A 16,148-nucleotide genomic window follows, 5' to 3' on the forward strand; every position below is an offset into this window, starting at 1 on the left:
TGCCATGTATCTGGTAAATGGTCAAGAGGGAAAAGATGTGTCATGTTAACAGAGGGAAATGGTGTGTCATGTTAACTTGACATATAAGAATCTCCATGCTACTATAATGTAAGGTTAACATTACATGCCTGTTTAGCAAGGAGAGATTAATGAAAAACAGAATTAGAGAATTAAGAGAAAAGAAAGGACTTACCCAGGCTCAGTTAGGGGATATGGTAGGTACTTCGAGACAGGCAATTAATGCCATTGAAACAGAGAAATCTGAGCCTTCCATATGGCTGGCATATGATATTTCAAGGGTGTTTGAATGCAGTATTGAGGATGTCTTTTTATTTGAGGAAAGTTTAAAAAAGTCCAGGGCTGAAAGCAGCAGAAAGGAGCAGGGAAATGGCGGTAAGGCAGCTTCGTTATGAAGGAGACGAGATACTAAGGAAAAAATGTAAAGAGGTTACAGTGGTGGATGATAAAATCAGGGAGCTTTTGGATGATATGCTGGATACGCTGCATACGATGCCCAATGGGGCAGCGATCGCAGCATGCCAGGTTGGGGTTTTGAAACGTCTGGTTGTGATAGATATGGGAAATGGTGTTATAAAATTGGTGAATCCTAAGATTACCGGAACCAGCGGGGTGCAGGAGAGTATAGAAGGATGTTTAAGCTTTCCGGATAAGGCGGGGATAACTGTCAGGCCTAAAAAAGTAACGGTTCAGGCGCAAAATGAATTTGGAGAGGAAATTCTGCTGGAGGGAGAGGATCTTATGGCAAAATGTCTCTGCCATGAGATTGAGCATCTGGATGGCAGAGTATTTTTAGAACATGTAATCAGTTTTGTGGATTAAAAAAGCTGGATAAGCAGCAGGTAGGTACCTGCCATCTTATCCAGCATTAATTTTGCAATCAAAATCCTCCGATGAACCATTAACAAGATACAACAGGGAAGCGGAAAATATCAAGAGTGGTTAAACCATTTTTTAACATAATCTTTTGTATGTTCCGGTGCAAATGTTTCAAAACCCGTCAGATTCCCTTCTTTATCACGAAGAGCAAATACATCGATCACACCTTCGGATGTTGAAAAGCAGGGGCCATATGTCTGATCATCGTCTTTAGAGGTAATCCGGTCCTCGAAATACCGCACCAGTTTGTCGTTGTAGTAATATCTTCCGGTTTTTTTATCCCGGGTCAATCCAAATTTGGAATAATCTTTTTGCCGTTCTGCTGCAATCCTGTCAAAGACAGGATCTGCTATTTTGTCAATTTCAGCCAGCTTGGTTTCTGCCTTGGCATAATAATCGTCAAGGATTTTACTGGAGTTTTCCAGAATTCTTGTAAAACTGTCATATTTTTGGCTGACGGCATCTAATTCTTTTTGAAGTTCATTGATTTTTGCATCATAATCATCAACCGGAGTTTCAAGATCCTTGTTATCATCCTCCATAGATTTCTGGTATAGCATTTCTATCTTGGCGGAATAAGAGGCGGAAACTTTAGCGTATTGTTTGCTGACCTGATCAAAATAAGAATTCATGATGTCCTCATATTTTGTATTTACTTTTTCATAGTCGGAAGCGCATTGTTCCATATATTTATTGTAGCTGCTATACACCTCATCTGTAAGAGTATACCATTGTTCTAAAAATGTGGGATCCAGATAATCTGTCTTCTCATCGGCTAATTTCTTGAGTTTTTCTAATTTCCCAGTCAGTTGGTTTTCCAGGTCAGTATAATTGGAAGCAACTTCTTTTTTCACAGCATCATATTCAGCTGTGATCTTTGATACTAATTTTTCAATATCAGCCTCACTCATGTTCGTAAAATCAATTTTTTCTGTCGCTGAACTCTCAGCCGGGTTTTCAGCTGCACTTTCAGATGAACTTTCAGCCAGTCCCCGTTCAGCTGCGGAATTTGTTCCAAAATTTCTGGAAGAAGCTTCCGAAGCCAGAGCAGTTTCTGTGGGCGCCTCAGCGGCGGAGGTTGTAAATGTTATGGCAATACTGGCGGTTAATACCAGGGCTATGGCAGAACCTGCCAAAGAGGTTTTCTTTATTTTCATAATTGCTTTTATCCTTTCTTCAACTGCATTTTTACAAAAGTGGCTGCATAGAGGGTTCAATCGGCTTTTTGATTCTTCCAGGCTGATCAGCGTACGCGCATAATCAGATTTCAAACCTTCCCCAAAGCTGCGGACCACAGACTCATCGCAGGAAAGTTCAATATCGCGATTTGCCAGAAGATACATGATCCATACAAATGGGTTGAACCAGTGAATGCAGGCAGCAAATGCAAAGAGGTATTTTAACAGTGAGTCAAAGTGACGGATATGGATATATTCATGGCTTAATACGTATCGCAGCTGCGCGTCATCGGGCTTCACCATGTTTTTGGGAAGGAGAATAACAGGCTTCAAAATTCCGTATGTAAAAGGGGTTTTAATCTGGTCGTACTGCTTTATCCGTACTTTTCGGCGGATAAAACCGTTTTTAATCATAAAATCCGGATACTCTTTGCCAACAGGTACAGCTGTGCGGTATTCCAGGCGGCAGCGTATATGGGGAACCATAAAAATCAATGCACTGATCAAGGCCCCTGCAAGCCACAGGATAAACAGTAAGGGCTGTTTATCAACGGACATCGGGGTTTCCTGTTCGACAGAACTCTGCACTGCCTTCTCTTCTAAAGAGGAACTGGCAGCATTAACAGTATGGTCAAATACTTCCATCTCTTCATTACCCATGGAATTGACGGCGGTATATTCCATTGCGGCAGCTTCCGCAGCATCTGCTGTATTGTTCACAATTGTTTCACTTAAGGTACGAAACGTATAGTCAGCATTGGATGAAATTTCTGTCGTTTCTAAATCTGAAGAAGCAGAATCTACTTTATCTCCGGATGCCGGAATATGTTCTGTCATCTGCTGCAGGTGATTGGCTAAATTGTAAACACTGAGTTGGGAAGAAACGGCAAACGGAATCAAAAGTCGGATGACAACAACTCCCCATAATACTAAAAAGGTCTTTTTCGGCAGCTTATTCACAGCTATAGCACGAATGGCAATGATTGCTATAATTAAAACGGCTGCATAAAAACTCATCTCCCATAATGTCATAACTGCCTCCTATTCCAGATCCTGTACAAGCTCTTTAAGACGTTCAATTTCTGGTTTGGATAAATCTTTTCTGCCAAGTATGGATGCTACAAGGCGGTCAGCAGAACCATCGAACATTTTATTAATCAGTTCGTTCGTTTCTGTCTCCTGGGCGGTTTCCTGTGTTACCAGCGGGTGACAGACAAAATTCGGATCTCTTCGTTCAATTGCCCCTTTATCGATACATTTTTTTATCACGGTATAGGTGGTTGTCTTACTCCATTCCACCTGTTCTTTTAAGATTTTAGCAATTTCTTTTGCTGTGGTATCCCCGTCTTTCCAGAGAATTTCCATGACCCGTAGTTCAGAATCAAATAATTTCATATCCATGTGCATGCACTCCTTTTATACTGTGCTGATGGTCAGCAAGTTAAAATGTTCTATTCTAATAGAATTCTATATTATGATTCTACCGCGATAGAACAGAAATGTCAAGTGTGTCTATAAATTATTTCTTATAGATTATTTTTCGAATTGTATAAACCGACAAATGATACTCATCTGCCAGTTCCCAAAGTGATAACCCGGCAGCATATTTTTTTGAGATGTCCAGATTTCGCTGCGCAATTTCTTGCCGGTAACCGGATCGTTCGCCCCATTGTTTCCGCTGTTCTTTTTTTACCGGAATATAGAGATATTCTCCCTGGATATATTTTTGCAGTTCTTCTACCAGATGTTCCGGAAGAATTGTATTCGCATTTTCATAATTCATATGGCTTTCTCCTTTAATTTAAACTGAAATTCAGAAGCAAAGCCAGAAAAGCGGCATATCTACTCCATGCAGCCGCCGCTTTTGGGTACTGGCTCTGCATGGAGAGAAACGTCGTTCTTCTTACGTTTATTCATAATTATCACCACCTGTTACGGTCCATAAAAATTACTGGAACCTATTTTTACCATTATAAGAGATATGAAGGGGAATTACAAGGAAGGGGAGAATTTCGGATGGCTTTTTGAAGTAAAAAAATAGTTGCCAAACTTGACAAATTTTTGAAAAATGCTAGTATTTAAAGTACAAAGATAAAAACACAGTCCGGTTGGTAGTCCGGGCGCAGAATAAAGAATTCTGTCAGTAACCTGCCTCCTTTGGTTGTCCGTTCTTTGTTCAGCTAAATTAAAGGAGGAAATTTAAATGAACAAAGTAAAGACCAGTCTCACTATTATTTTCGATCCGCCCTTTTGGATTGGTGTTTTTGAACGGTCCACAGAGCATGGATATGAAGCTGCCAAAGTTACATTTGGTACGGAGCCGAAGGACTACGAGGTAAACAAATGGTATCTGGAAAATTGGAAGCGGTTGAAATTCAGCCCTCCGGTTGAGTCAGATGAGCATGAAGAGCGCAGGATTAACTTCAAACGTATCCAAAAAAAGGCGAAAAAAGCAGTAGAGGAAAAGGGGATTGGAACCAAGGCACAGCAGGCATTGAAGCAGCAGCATGAGTTGCGGAAGCAGGAACGAAGCGTCATGAGCAGGGAACAAAGAGAAGAAGAAAAAAGGCGCCAGTTTTTGATTCATCAACAGAAGAAAAAAGAAAAGCATAAAGGCAGGTAATCCGAAAAAAGGCTCCAGAGCGTGTAGGTTTCCCCTAAGTTTTTATTTCCAGTGCCGTTAACAGGGGAGAAGAGAGAGGGGAATTTAATGGCGGAAAATTTAATTGATGTAGTCGGTGTTTCAAAGCACTTTGGAAAAGACCAGATATTAGAGGATATTAACTTTTCAATAGAAAAGGGGAAGACGATCGCTTTAGTAGGACATAACGGCTGTGGAAAAAGCACATTACTCAGAATGATTGCACATTTGACAACGGTGTCAGAGGGGAAAATTATCCATCATAAGAAATGGAAAATTACATATATTCCTGAGCGTTTTCCAAAGTCAGACTTTACGGCAAGAGAGTACGTGGTGAGTATGGGGATGCTGGATGGTCTGACGAAGGAAGAAGCAAAGGAGAGAGGCAGTTTTCTGTTCCGGCAGTTTTTTATGGATTCCATGGCGGATAAGCCCATGAAGTATCTGTCGAAAGGGACGCTTCAGAAGACAGCAGTGATTCAGGCACTACTTACGAAAGCCGATATCCTGCTGATGGATGAACCGTTGTCTGGGCAGGATGTGGAATCGCAGAACATATTTATGGCAATGATTCAGAAGTATGTAAATGACGGAGGATCTGTGGTTATGTCCTGTCATGAGAAGAAATTAATTAACCGGCTTGCAGATCTTGTTTATGAAATAAAGGACAGACACTTAAAACAGGCGGTATTAGAAGACACTTTTTTACAGGAATATGATGTCCTGATATTTGAACGGGAAGAGGAGTCTGGTGGCGGAACACTGCCAAAAGAGGTGAAAGATGCGGCTGATATGGTGGAAATGAACAGTTTTCATATTAAAATCAGATCATCCGCTGAAAACAGTAATCAGATTATCCGGCTTATGTTAAGCGCAGGATTTCAGTTAAGGGAGATGCAGAATGTACAAGAATAGAGTGTTATTTCGCTATATATTTGAATCTTATAAAAAATCAAATAAGTATATTCTGCCTCTGCTTGTTCTGGCTATGTATATGGGTTTTGCTTATACATTTTCACCTTTGGGTGTGCTGGAGGGATATACCATGTCCATGGTATTTGTGATATGGATTATGACCTGGATCGGATGGACATTTAATGAATTGATAAGCCCTGTTCAGGAGCAGATACTAATTTTGAAGGTACAAAGTGAGACCAGGTATTATCTGACCAATCTGTGCTGCCTTGCAGGTATTGGGATTTTGGTCAGTCTTTTTGCGGTACTCTTTCCGGTTTTTCAAAATGCTGTGAATCATTTTGCATTTTTTAACAGAACGATGACGGTAACGGATATATTGACTGCACTGGTCTTACATATTTTTGCAGCATATACGGGAGGTATTACGGGTGCTTTCCTCCATACCAGAATTATGCATAATAGAAAGGTTGCAGCTCTGATTACTTTTTTATATATGCTGATAGGTCTTGTGAAAATGGGCATTATGGAGGAGTATCCGGTTACCCGGTATTTTATGTGGATATTCCCCCCAGTAGCAGAATTTGTGAAGAGATTTGTCAATGAAGACTATTATTCTGTCTCCATGGTGATCCAGACACTGGCAGTTTTTTGTATTTACTGTTTTATTTTGACGGTAGTACAAGTAAAGCTGCTGGTGAAAAATAAATTTTAATCAAACAGATAAATTTACAGTTACTGGAATAAAACTCTGCCGTAAGAGCATACTAAAAACATAACCTGGGTCTAAAGACAGGTTATGGAATGATTGATAAGATTGGAGTAGTGATTATGGCAGTGGATTTCAAAACAAGTGAAACAAAAGAGAATCTTATGCGTGCATTTGCTGGGGAGAGTCAGGCGCGTAACCGGTATACATTTGCCGCATCGGAAGCAAAGAAGCAGAACCTGCAGGTCATAGAAGCAATTTTTACTTTTACGGCGAATCAGGAAAAAGAACATGCGGAGATATTTTATGGTCATTTAAAGGAACTGGCAGGAGAAACCATTGAAATCGATGGGGGTTACCCGGTGGACTTGTATGATGATGTGGTTCAGCTGTTATATGCAGCACAGCATAATGAATACGAGGAACATGATCCGATCTATAAAGCATTTGCGGAAAAAGCAAGAGAAGAAGGCTTCCTGAAAGTAGCAGCCTCTTTTGACGGGATTGCAGGGATTGAAAAAATACATGGAGACCGTTTTGGAAAATTTGCGAAGTTACTGGAAGAAAACAAACTTTTTGTTTCCGATGTAAAAACCGGATGGATGTGCCTGAACTGCGGGTATGTATATGAAGGGGAAAGTGTTCCTCCCATGTGCCCGGTGTGCAAACATGACAAAGGTTATTTTATCAGACTGTCTCTGGCACCATATACGGAAGCCTGAGGAAAGTAAGGACCGCTGCAAAGGGATGCAGCGGTCTTTGTTTTATTTGGAAGCATGGTGGGGATGTCCGTTCCGGTACAGATCAGCTTTGCTTTCGGGAAGAGCTTCATGCTTGAATTTTTCCCAAAGTTCCTTTAAGTTTTTCAGGTTTACCTTTCTGGAATATGCCTTCAGAAACCCAAGTCCATAGTTATAAACTTTCCAGGCCAGACTGACAGGAAGTATTTTGGTAACGACCTTAGGTTCTGAGTACACTTCGTCCCTGCAACGGCAGCCTGCTATCTTTTTTAAACGCACGGCATTAATAAAATCGTTATTTCCCTTTATCGTATAATCAATGTCAGTATAAGCTGTGCCGATATATTTGACTTTATGAGCATCTGATCCAGCAATGGCTGGTTTGTGGTATCTCTTTGCCAGATCCCGTGCAAGCATATTTCCCTGATGCGGGTTACAGGTATTGTCTGTTTCTATAAAATCAAAATCGTAGATAAGTTCAGGGTGTCTTTTTAACTTTTTAGAATGCATGGCACTTAAGAATTTTGCACCATAAGGGTGGGCTGGTCCCAGGATTCCGCCAAACACATGTACAATTCTCATTAGCAGAGAGAGCGGCATTCCACGGATTTCCAGGATTGGGAGTTTAATTCTATCCGGCATTATAACCAGAAAGTGTCCGGCATCCAGGGTATCGTATTCCACACCTTTTAATACGATGAAGTCATCATATTTATGAGTGGATTCATGGAGTTTTTTGTAGGCACGGTAGCCATTATAGGAGTTGTGGTCAGTGATTAACATGCCGTCAAATCCGTGTCTTTGTAATAATTGAATATAGTTTTCTATGCTGACTTTACCATCCAGAGAGCCATGGCTGGTGTGGCAGTGCAGATCAAATTTCATAGTCTTACGTCCTTTCTATTCATTTTCCGGACAGACAGATGATGCGTCCGGTTAAAACACGCTCTGGTACTTAAGGTTATTATGTACAGTTTACATGAGAAGTTGCTATTGATTTTTCCTAACTATAGTGTATCACTTTTGTGGAAAAGTGCAATTACACAAAATGATCAGGTTGATAGTTTTTTTATATGATGTTAAGATTAATTATACAAAAATACAAGGTAGAGGAGGTTCGAACATGAGCAGGATGTTGGTAGTGGTGGATATGCAGAATGATTTTATCGACGGCGCTCTTGGTACCAAAGAGGCGCAGGACATAGTAGCAAAGGTAGTGGATAAAATGAAAGCCTATGAGGCAGCAGGCAGAGAGATGGTATTTACCATGGATACCCATGATGATAATTATGCAGATACGCAGGAGGGAAGAAAACTCCCCGTGGCTCATTGCATAAAAGGTACGAAAGGATGGGATATCTGCGATGAGGTGAAATCAGCAGTAGATTTTACACAATATAAAAAATATGAAAAATCGTCATTTGGTTCTGACAGATTTGCAATGGATTTAGCCCATGGGGCATATAAAGACGTGACAGAAATGGAATTTGTAGGCTTGTGTACGGATATCTGTGTAATCTCCAATGCAATGCTTGCCAAGACGTTTCTTCCGGAGGCAAATATTATTGTAGATGCAGGATGCTGCGCCGGTGTAACCCCGAAAAGCCATGAACAGGCATTAGGTGCAATGAAAATGTGCCATGTGGATATTATCTGATCTACGCCCTATACTTCCGGGATTCCGGCTGCCGGTACAAAGCTAATTTTTTCAACATGGTTAGGGGATTTTTGAAAAGTGGTACAATTACTGGAATTAAGGCATATATATATTTTGCATGGTAGTTTAAATACCGGAGAACCAGCCGGACACAGACATTTTCAAGACTTGCTCTGAGCTGGTGGGGTGACCGGGGCTGCTATATCAGGAGGTGTATTATTGTATCAGTCCAGTACAAGTATCATAATGCAAGAGATAAATAGGATGCCGGATGCCTGCGCCGTTGTTCATGGAAGCAGCAAATATCCGGGCATCAAAGGGCAGGTATATTTTTATCAGATGGATGGAGGAACAGTTGTAATTGCTGAAATTTACGGGCTGCCTACGAAGAAGGGGGCATGTGGGGAACAAATTTTTGGATTCCATATCCATAGTGGAGGTTCCTGTACGGGAACTAATACGGATCCGTTTGCAGACACTGATGGTCACTATAACCCGCGGGATTGTGAGCATCCTGACCATGCCGGCGATCTTCCACCGCTTTTTGGCAATGGCGGATTTGCCTGGATGATGGTGTTTACAGAACGCTTTTATGCACGTGAAGTAATGGGAAAAACCGTAGTCATTCACAGAAATCCGGATGATTTTAAAACGCAGCCGTCAGGAAATGCAGGAGAAATGATAGCCTGCGGTGTTATTTACTGATAAGCTGCAATTTCGAAATGGATGAAGCGGGAGGATAAAGAAGATAACGAATAAAAGCAGAACTAAATAAACGATTAATCAGAAGCAAAGGTGCATTGGAATTTCCGGCACCTTTGTTTTTTTGCTGTTTTTCTTTACATATAAATAAAAAGGAATATAATACATAAGAGTAAAGAAAACAGGGAGGCGATAGATTTGATTAAAGATTTGACAAGCGGTAAGCCCAGAAATGTACTTTGGGCATTTTCCATACCCATGTTAATCAGTGTGATGTTTCAGCAGATTTATAATATAGCTGACAGTATGATTGCCGGGAAATTTGCAGGGGAAGACGCTTTGGCAGCAGTAGGGGCATCTTATCCCATTACCATGATATTTATGGCAATAGCAATGGGCAGCAATGTAGGATGTTCTGTGATTATTTCCCAGCTGTTCGGCGGTAAAAAATTTAAGGAAATGAAGACGGCGGTTACCACAACTTTTATAGCCAGCGCAGTATTATGCGTGGTTCTGACAGTTCTGGGGCTGGTTTTCTGCCATCCGTTAATGCGTTTGATCCAGACGCCGGATAATATATTCCATGATGCGGCGCTTTATCTGAACATTTACATAGGCGGTCTGGCGTTTTTATTTTTATACAATATCTGCACGGGCATTTTCAATGCGTTAGGGGATTCTAAGACACCTCTGTATTTTCTGATCGGTTCTTCTATTGGAAATATCATATTGGACCTGGTTTTTGTAATTAATTTCAAAATGGGTGTGGCAGGTGTGGCCTGGGCTACCTTCATTGCACAGGGGATATCCTGTGTCCTTTCCATTTTAACTTTGCAGAAAAGAATACGAGAGATTAAGACAGCAGACCGTCCGCCGCTTTTTTCAGGGAGAATGCTGGGGAAGATTGCATATGTAGCGATTCCCAGTATTTTACAGCAGAGTTTTGTGTCGGTAGGAAACATGTTTGTGCAGGGCCTGGTAAACAGTTTTGGTTCTGCGACTATTGCCGGCTATTCAGCGGCAATCAAGCTAAACACCTTCTGTATTACCTCCGTCACAACCCTTTCTAACGGATTGTCCAGCTTCACGGCGCAAAATATGGGGGCAGGAAAAGCAGAACGTGTGAAAGACGGATTTAAGGCTGGGCTGGTTATGGTTGAAATAGTAACGGTACCGTTTTTTGCAGCATTCTTTTTCTTCAACGACACCATGCTGGGATTATTTATGAATGAAAGCAGTAAAGTGGCATTGGGAATTGGTACGGATTTTCTGCGGATTGTGGCACCCTTTTACTTTGTAGTGGCGCTTAAGCTGATCATTGATGGTGTCCTTCGCGGATCCGGTGCTATGATTTATTTTATGATCGATACCTTTTCAGATCTGGTATTGCGGGTTATCCTGGCATTTATATTTTCAAAGTTCCTGGGTACAACAGGCATATGGCTTTCCTGGCCGGTGGGATGGTCCATTGCCACCGTTATGGCTGTCATATTTTACGCACGGGGTGTTTGGAAAAAAGCACGGCTGTAGTCTGGGAGACGTTGACAATACCCTTGGGGGTGCTCTATAATCAGATTATCATAAGGCATAAGGAGAATATCAGGTGAGAAAAACCATTTTGCTTCTGGAGGACGATGAAAATCTGAACCGGGGGATTACCATGCGGCTGGAAAAGGAAGGATATCGTGTTCTGTCCGCATTCGGAGCGTCACAGGCGGAAGAGCTGTTTGAACAGAATAAAATTCAGCTTATTATCAGTGATATAACCTTGAATGAGGGAAATGGGATTGATTTCTGTCATAAAATAAGGGAAAAGAGCAGTGTCTATCTCATATTTCTAACGGCGCTGGACCAGGAAATTGATATTGTAAACGGCTATGATGTAGGGGCGGATGACTATATTACGAAGCCCTTCAGCCTCATGGTATTAGTGTCTAAGGTTCATGCGCTGATGAAGCGGGTAGAAGTAAAGCAGATCTCCTATCTTCTGTGCTCAGATATCCGCGTGTCCTTAAGGGAGATGAAGGCATGGAAGGGACAGGAGCTGCTGCTTCTGAGCAAAAAAGAAATGCAGTTACTGATTTTCTTTTTGGAAAATCCCAGGCAGATCTTCTCCAGAGAACAGATTGCGGAAGCCATCTGGGATATTGACGGGCAGTTTGTGGATGACAATACAGTACCGGTTAACATCAGCCGTCTGAGAAGAAGGCTGGAAAATGATGCAATACAGAATGTAAGAGGCATGGGTTATATATGGACAAAGGAAGTAATAAAAGAGTAGCCCTTTTTGCAGGACTGCTCTTTCTTGTAATAACAGGGTGTGTAATGGCTTGTATAGGATGGGTTGATACGGTACACAGGGAAGAACTGAAGCTGCTTGGTCAATGCATTCTTATGGAGCCAAGAACGCAAGGAGAGTATGTCAGCATTTTCAAGGGTAAAACAGAGGCAGACAGTGGTCAGGCTGCCATAGCAGGACAGGAAGCGGCGGAAAAATACGGCTATGAATCTGGTTATCGGTCATTTTCCCCAGCGCTTTCCTCTTTTTTGCCGGTAATAATTTCTGCTTTTATTTTTATGACGTTTTTGATTGGGATTCTGGTCTTATACCAGAGGAGAAAATTTCAGCAGGCAGAAATAAAATTATTTGAAATGGACGACAAGCTGCAGCAGCTTAGTGAAGAGAACCTGGTATTAAGAGAAAAAATGAAACGGGAGGAAGCGGAGACAAAAGCTCTGGTTACCGATATTTCACACCAGTTAAAAACGCCGCTGGCTTCATTGAAAATGTGTTATGAGATTGCAGATACCGGAAGCTTTACAAAAGAGGAACAGCAGTTATTTTTACAACAGGGATTTCATGAAGTGGTAAAGCTTGAGAATCTGACGAAATCATTAATACAGCTGTCCAGACTGGAAGCAAACATGATACGGATTGAGAAAAGGCAGGAAAGTCTGAAAAAAACCCTTCTTGGCGCAGTTAACGGAGTTTTTATGAAGGCTTTCGATAAGAATATTTCTATTTCGGTCAATGAATTTGATGATGAAGAAGTACTGCAGGATCCCGGATGGACCCAGGAAGCTTTACTGAATGTGCTGGATAATGCTGTAAAATATTCAGGGAAGGGAACCTCCATTGAAATACGGGTGATGCCCATGGTGAGTTATTTTTTGATCGAAATAGAAGATCAGGGAGTTGGAATTCCAAAAGAAGAGATGCATCGGATATTCAAACGTTTTTACCGTGGGAGATCATCTGCGGTTCAGGAAACAGAAGGAACAGGGGTTGGCCTGTATCTGACTAGAAAGATACTAGAGGAACAGGGAGGTAGTATTCGTGTAAAAAAAGGAATGAAGGGCTGTATTTTTCAGATTACGTTTCCAAAGAAGTATGGCAGAGTTCATTAAACGGGCAGGAGTTTTCTTACAAATCTGTTATCTTATCCGCAATGCTGTTGTAAGAATAAGCGTGTAAGATGAAGGAAGAATAACAGAGAAGAAAAGGAGAGTTCTAATGAGCACGATGTTACTGGAAATAAGGGATTTGTGTAAATATTATGGCAGCGGGGAGAGTCTGGTAAAAGCTATCGACCATACCTCCATGAATATCCAGAGAGGTGAATTTACTGCAATAGTGGGGCGTTCGGGATCCGGAAAGAGCACGCTGCTTCACATGCTGGGAGCGTTGGATCGACCGGACAGCGGAAAAATTCTGATTGAGGGGAAAAGTGTATTTGATTTAAAAGATGAGCAGCTGGCTGTTTTCAGAAGAAGAAAAATCGGATTTATATTCCAGAACTATAACCTGATTCCGTCGCTTAACGTATGGGAAAATATTGTCCTTCCAATGGGGCTGGATAAGAAAAGGGTGGACAGAAACTTTGTAATGGATTTGGCGGAGCGGATTGGAATCTCAGATAAATTGAAGTCTCTTCCCAACACACTGTCCGGCGGACAGCAGCAAAGAGTAGCGATAGCCCGTGCCCTGGCGGCAAAACCGGCGATTATACTGGCGGATGAGCCGACAGGAAATCTGGATTCCAAAACGGAGCTGGAAGTGATTTCCCTGCTGAAGGCTTGTGTAAATGAATATGGGCAGACATTGGTGATGATTACCCATGATGAGACCATTGCCCAGATGGCAGACCGGATTCTGGTCATCGAGGACGGTAAGGTGGTGAGCCAATGAACACAGTAAATAAAACAGCGCTGTCCAACCTGAAACAAAATAAGGGAAAAAATATTTTAGCCGGTATAGCAATTGTTCTCACTACCATACTTATATTTGTCATTCCTACAGTGGGTTTTGGAACCATAGATGTTCAAATGGCTGCTATCAATAAAGTTTTTCCTACCTTTCACGGTATGTACCGAAATGTAGATTTCCAAACAGCAGAGGAAATTTCCCACCGGGCTGAGATTGAGACCATGGGTCTGCGGCAGGACCCGGCACAGATTTCTATACCGGAAGGATCCGGAATGCTGTGTTATATGGATGACGAGGCTTTGAGACTTGGTAAAATGGAATTGGAAAAAGGAAGTTTTCCAAAGGGCGGAAATGAAATAGCAGTTTCTTCCGGACTTTTAGAGGCAATGGGCATAGAAGCAGGTGTAGGTGATACCATTGAACTGCCATATCAGCCCATAGAGACAGGCGGTATCGGTTATGAGAAGAGAGAAGATTTTCTGATTACCGGACTGCTGCCTACGTCGAAAGAGCAAAAGGAACTGAAAGTTTATTCAGCGCTGGTTTCCAAAGACTTTATGGAGCGGGTACAGCCTGTGAAGGAACGGAAATACAGGGTTCTGTTCCGGGTCTCAGGAGCGGATTCCATGACAAAAGATCAAATTAAAAATGTCTACCGGGATTTGGCGGCAGACGTGGGAATTGTGGAAGCAGATATAGCGGATAACTCGGAATATCTGTTGGCTAATTATGTGGACCCTGCGTTTTACGCAGGAGTTGCGGCTATTCTTCTGGTGGTGATTTTTGCAGGCATCATGACCATATACAGCATCTATTACATTTCCATGATTTATAAAGTACAGGAATTTGGTAAAATTAAAGCGCTGGGTGCCACCAAACGTCAGATCCGTCAGATTGTATTTCGGGAAGGAATGCTGGTGGCAGCTGCAGCAATCCCCATCGGACTGATCATTGGGAGTATATTATCGTTTGTAGGGTTCAGGTATTTGATGACGGTTTACTCACCGGATGATACCATAGGAATTGCAGTCAGGCAGCTGATCGATCAGCATGATGTTCCTATATTTAAAGCATGGATTTATATTATGGCATTGGCTGTAACGCTGCTTACCGTTGCAGTTTCCATGGTTCGTCCCATGCAGATTGCCGCTAAGATATCTCCGGTAGAGGCCATGCGGTATGACGGCAGCATGAAGACCCGGAAAAAAGGAAGAAAAGGCCATTCGGAGATGCGGCTTGTACATTTAACCGGAGCAAACCTCTCACGGAATAAGAAACGAACAGTAATGACAATCATCACGCTGAGTCTGACGGGTATTTTATATATGGTGCTTTCCACAGTTTTATCCTGTGCGGATCCGGTAGAGATTGCAAGAGCTGCCATGTTTGATGATTTCGAGGTATCTATTGACAGTTCCAGAGGTGATAAAATGCATCCGGAACGGGAATGGACTGCAATCTGCCAGAATAATCCGTTAAATGGGGAAATGGAAAAGAAAATCGCCGGCATCCCGGGAGTGAAAAAGATCACAAAATCCAGTGAAGCAGAAGTCCGGCTAAAGGATCTGAAAGACGGGGAAGAGCTTTGGAATACGCGTATTATTGGAATACCGGAAGAATATGCAGACGAAATGGAAAAGAGTATTGTGGAGGGAAACTGCACCTATGAGGATTTGCTCCAGGGTGACAAAATTATTATGGATGAAAATATGCAGCACTGGGCACCCGATTGGAAGTTAGGTGATACAATCCGCATAATTGTGGGAAATGGAGACAACAGTATTGAGAAGTCATTTGAAGTTGCGGCGGTTGCTGATATGCCCTATAGTTTAAATCAGTTTTGCAACTTTCTGCTCCCGAAATCAGTCGCAGATGAGCTGGGGGGATACAATATGGATTACCACTGGTCCATAGCAGCAGACAAAAAAGAAGTTAAGAATGTGGAAAAGCAGCTGCGGGAAATTACAGACGGACAGGAATTTCTTAAACTGGAGACCTATGAAGAGGAAGTAAGTACGAATAAAAAGACAACGGCGCTTCTTTCTCAGCTGTGTTATGTTTTCATGGTTGTTTTAGGCGGCGTAGGCATCATGAATCTGGTGAACACCATGATCAACAGTATCTATGTAAGGAGAAGAGAACTGGGGGTCATGCAGGCTATCGGACTCTCGGAAAAGCAGATGGTAAGGATGCTTCAGATGGAAGGAATCTTTTACACTGCCGGGACACTGGTACTTTCTCTGGGGATTGGAAACCTGCTGGGATATCTGACCTTCCTGAATGCGAAGAAGGACCGCATGTTTGGGATTATCAGTTACCATTATCCTGCTATGCAGACGGCTGCTCTGATTGCCGTGGTACTTATTATTCAGCTGCTGCTGACTTATTTAATCATGAAAAATTTCAGAAAACAAAGTATGATTGAAAGAATCCGATTTTCTGAATAGTGGAGGTTTTATCAACAAACCCATACTTTTGCTTGTAAATCAGTGACTTTATGAT

Annotated in this window: 17 protein-coding genes; 13 read left to right on the forward strand and 4 right to left on the reverse strand. The window is 41.9% G+C overall.

The window, feature by feature from the left end:
* Positions 1-149 precede the first annotated feature (149 nt).
* Both RHS_RS13905 and def read left to right on the forward strand, forming a co-directional pair.
* Positions 150-413, forward strand: a complete 264-nt coding sequence (locus RHS_RS13905; RefSeq protein WP_027293049.1) for a helix-turn-helix transcriptional regulator — start codon at positions 150-152, stop codon at positions 411-413.
* On the forward strand, positions 388-840 hold the full coding sequence (def, locus tag RHS_RS13910; protein ID WP_044294113.1) for a peptide deformylase: 453 nt from the start codon (positions 388-390) through the stop codon (positions 838-840). Before RHS_RS13905 ends, def begins: the two co-directional genes overlap by 26 nt.
* Before the next feature lie 110 nt (positions 841-950).
* On the opposite strand, the gene RHS_RS31035 is transcribed toward def, so the two are convergent.
* The 3 genes from RHS_RS31035 to RHS_RS13925 form a co-directional block, all read right to left on the reverse strand.
* Positions 951-3,107 carry a M56 family metallopeptidase gene (locus tag RHS_RS31035; RefSeq protein WP_395022397.1) on the reverse strand — a complete coding sequence of 719 codons (2,157 nt, stop codon included), beginning with the start codon at positions 3,105-3,107 and terminating at the stop codon, positions 951-953.
* A 9-nt stretch (positions 3,108-3,116) separates the two neighbouring features.
* Positions 3,117-3,476, reverse strand: coding sequence for a BlaI/MecI/CopY family transcriptional regulator (locus tag RHS_RS13920; protein WP_027293051.1), 360 nt, complete (start codon positions 3,474-3,476; stop codon positions 3,117-3,119).
* Positions 3,477-3,594: 118 nt separating this feature from the next.
* Positions 3,595-3,858, reverse strand: coding sequence for a CD3324 family protein (locus tag RHS_RS13925; protein WP_027293052.1), 264 nt, complete (start codon positions 3,856-3,858; stop codon positions 3,595-3,597).
* A gap of 420 nt (positions 3,859-4,278) precedes the next feature.
* On the opposite strand from RHS_RS13925, the gene RHS_RS13930 reads away from it, so the two are divergent.
* The 4 genes from RHS_RS13930 (at position 4,279) to rbr (ending at position 7,062) form a co-directional block, all read left to right on the forward strand.
* Entirely contained in the window at positions 4,279-4,698 is a 420-nt protein-coding gene (locus RHS_RS13930; protein ID WP_044294116.1) for a YjdF family protein, read from the forward strand.
* A gap of 87 nt (positions 4,699-4,785) precedes the next feature.
* The gene (locus RHS_RS13935; protein WP_395022400.1) at positions 4,786-5,631 is read left to right on the forward strand and encodes an ATP-binding cassette domain-containing protein; all 846 of its coding nucleotides are present in this window, start codon (positions 4,786-4,788) and stop codon (positions 5,629-5,631) included.
* A complete protein-coding gene (locus RHS_RS13940) occupies positions 5,618-6,346 on the forward strand; it encodes a hypothetical protein (RefSeq protein WP_047833531.1) in 729 nt (242 codons plus the stop codon). The genes RHS_RS13935 and RHS_RS13940 overlap by 14 nt, the downstream gene beginning before the upstream one ends.
* Before the next feature lie 116 nt (positions 6,347-6,462).
* On the forward strand, positions 6,463-7,062 hold the full coding sequence (gene rbr / locus RHS_RS13945) for a rubrerythrin (protein WP_027293056.1): 600 nt from the start codon (positions 6,463-6,465) through the stop codon (positions 7,060-7,062).
* Positions 7,063-7,104: 42 nt separating this feature from the next.
* Here rbr and RHS_RS13950 read toward each other — a convergent pair whose 3' ends face one another.
* A complete protein-coding gene (locus RHS_RS13950; RefSeq protein WP_047833532.1) occupies positions 7,105-7,965 on the reverse strand; it encodes a PHP-associated domain-containing protein in 861 nt (286 codons plus the stop codon).
* Positions 7,966-8,203: 238 nt separating this feature from the next.
* On the opposite strand from RHS_RS13950, the gene RHS_RS13955 reads away from it, so the two are divergent.
* The 7 genes from RHS_RS13955 to RHS_RS13985 all read left to right on the forward strand — a co-directional run bounded on the left by RHS_RS13955 (position 8,204) and on the right by RHS_RS13985 (position 16,093).
* Positions 8,204-8,737, forward strand: a complete 534-nt coding sequence (locus RHS_RS13955; protein ID WP_027293057.1) for a cysteine hydrolase family protein — start codon at positions 8,204-8,206, stop codon at positions 8,735-8,737.
* Positions 8,738-8,956: 219 nt separating this feature from the next.
* Entirely contained in the window at positions 8,957-9,442 is a 486-nt protein-coding gene (locus RHS_RS13960; protein WP_242849064.1) for a superoxide dismutase family protein, read from the forward strand.
* A gap of 195 nt (positions 9,443-9,637) precedes the next feature.
* Positions 9,638-10,969 (forward strand): MATE family efflux transporter, encoded by a 1,332-nt coding sequence (locus RHS_RS13965; protein ID WP_027293059.1) that lies wholly within the window; start codon positions 9,638-9,640, stop codon positions 10,967-10,969.
* A gap of 73 nt (positions 10,970-11,042) precedes the next feature.
* Positions 11,043-11,720: a response regulator transcription factor gene (locus tag RHS_RS13970; protein WP_027293060.1), complete on the forward strand. Its 678-nt coding sequence runs from the start codon at positions 11,043-11,045 to the stop codon at positions 11,718-11,720.
* Positions 11,693-12,847 carry a sensor histidine kinase gene (locus RHS_RS13975; protein WP_395022404.1) on the forward strand — a complete coding sequence of 385 codons (1,155 nt, stop codon included), beginning with the start codon at positions 11,693-11,695 and terminating at the stop codon, positions 12,845-12,847. The genes RHS_RS13970 and RHS_RS13975 overlap by 28 nt, the downstream gene beginning before the upstream one ends.
* 106 nt (positions 12,848-12,953) lie before the next feature.
* Complete coding sequence (locus RHS_RS13980; protein WP_200889735.1) at positions 12,954-13,628, forward strand: ABC transporter ATP-binding protein; 675 nt, start codon at positions 12,954-12,956, stop codon at positions 13,626-13,628.
* On the forward strand, positions 13,625-16,093 hold the full coding sequence (locus tag RHS_RS13985) for an FtsX-like permease family protein (protein WP_047833533.1): 2,469 nt from the start codon (positions 13,625-13,627) through the stop codon (positions 16,091-16,093). The genes RHS_RS13980 and RHS_RS13985 overlap by 4 nt, the downstream gene beginning before the upstream one ends.
* The last annotated feature ends 55 nt before the right edge of the window (positions 16,094-16,148 follow it).

It is taken from the genome of Robinsoniella sp. RHS (genome assembly GCF_001029355.1).
Lineage (GTDB): Bacteria > Bacillota > Clostridia > Lachnospirales > Lachnospiraceae > Robinsoniella > Robinsoniella peoriensis.

What these genes read in the sequence shown, in the direction of transcription:
- RHS_RS13935 (WP_395022400.1), top strand. Translation starts at nt 4,786, where the DNA reads ATGGCGGAAAATTTAATTGATGTAGTCGGTGTTTCAAAGCACTTTGGA.
- RHS_RS13980 (WP_200889735.1), top strand. Translation starts at nt 12,954, where the DNA reads ATGAGCACGATGTTACTGGAAATAAGGGATTTGTGTAAATATTATGGC.
- RHS_RS13905 (WP_027293049.1), top strand. Translation starts at nt 150, where the DNA reads ATGAAAAACAGAATTAGAGAATTAAGAGAAAAGAAAGGACTTACCCAG.
- rbr (WP_027293056.1), top strand. Translation starts at nt 6,463, where the DNA reads ATGGCAGTGGATTTCAAAACAAGTGAAACAAAAGAGAATCTTATGCGT.
- RHS_RS13975 (WP_395022404.1), top strand. Translation starts at nt 11,693, where the DNA reads ATGGACAAAGGAAGTAATAAAAGAGTAGCCCTTTTTGCAGGACTGCTC.
- RHS_RS13985 (WP_047833533.1), top strand. Translation starts at nt 13,625, where the DNA reads ATGAACACAGTAAATAAAACAGCGCTGTCCAACCTGAAACAAAATAAG.
- RHS_RS13930 (WP_044294116.1), top strand. Translation starts at nt 4,279, where the DNA reads ATGAACAAAGTAAAGACCAGTCTCACTATTATTTTCGATCCGCCCTTT.
- RHS_RS13940 (WP_047833531.1), top strand. Translation starts at nt 5,618, where the DNA reads ATGTACAAGAATAGAGTGTTATTTCGCTATATATTTGAATCTTATAAA.
- RHS_RS31035 (WP_395022397.1), bottom strand. Translation starts at nt 3,107, where the DNA reads ATGACATTATGGGAGATGAGTTTTTATGCAGCCGTTTTAATTATAGCA.
- def (WP_044294113.1), top strand. Translation starts at nt 388, where the DNA reads ATGGCGGTAAGGCAGCTTCGTTATGAAGGAGACGAGATACTAAGGAAA.
- RHS_RS13920 (WP_027293051.1), bottom strand. Translation starts at nt 3,476, where the DNA reads ATGGATATGAAATTATTTGATTCTGAACTACGGGTCATGGAAATTCTC.
- RHS_RS13925 (WP_027293052.1), bottom strand. Translation starts at nt 3,858, where the DNA reads ATGAATTATGAAAATGCGAATACAATTCTTCCGGAACATCTGGTAGAA.
- RHS_RS13955 (WP_027293057.1), top strand. Translation starts at nt 8,204, where the DNA reads ATGAGCAGGATGTTGGTAGTGGTGGATATGCAGAATGATTTTATCGAC.
- RHS_RS13950 (WP_047833532.1), bottom strand. Translation starts at nt 7,965, where the DNA reads ATGAAATTTGATCTGCACTGCCACACCAGCCATGGCTCTCTGGATGGT.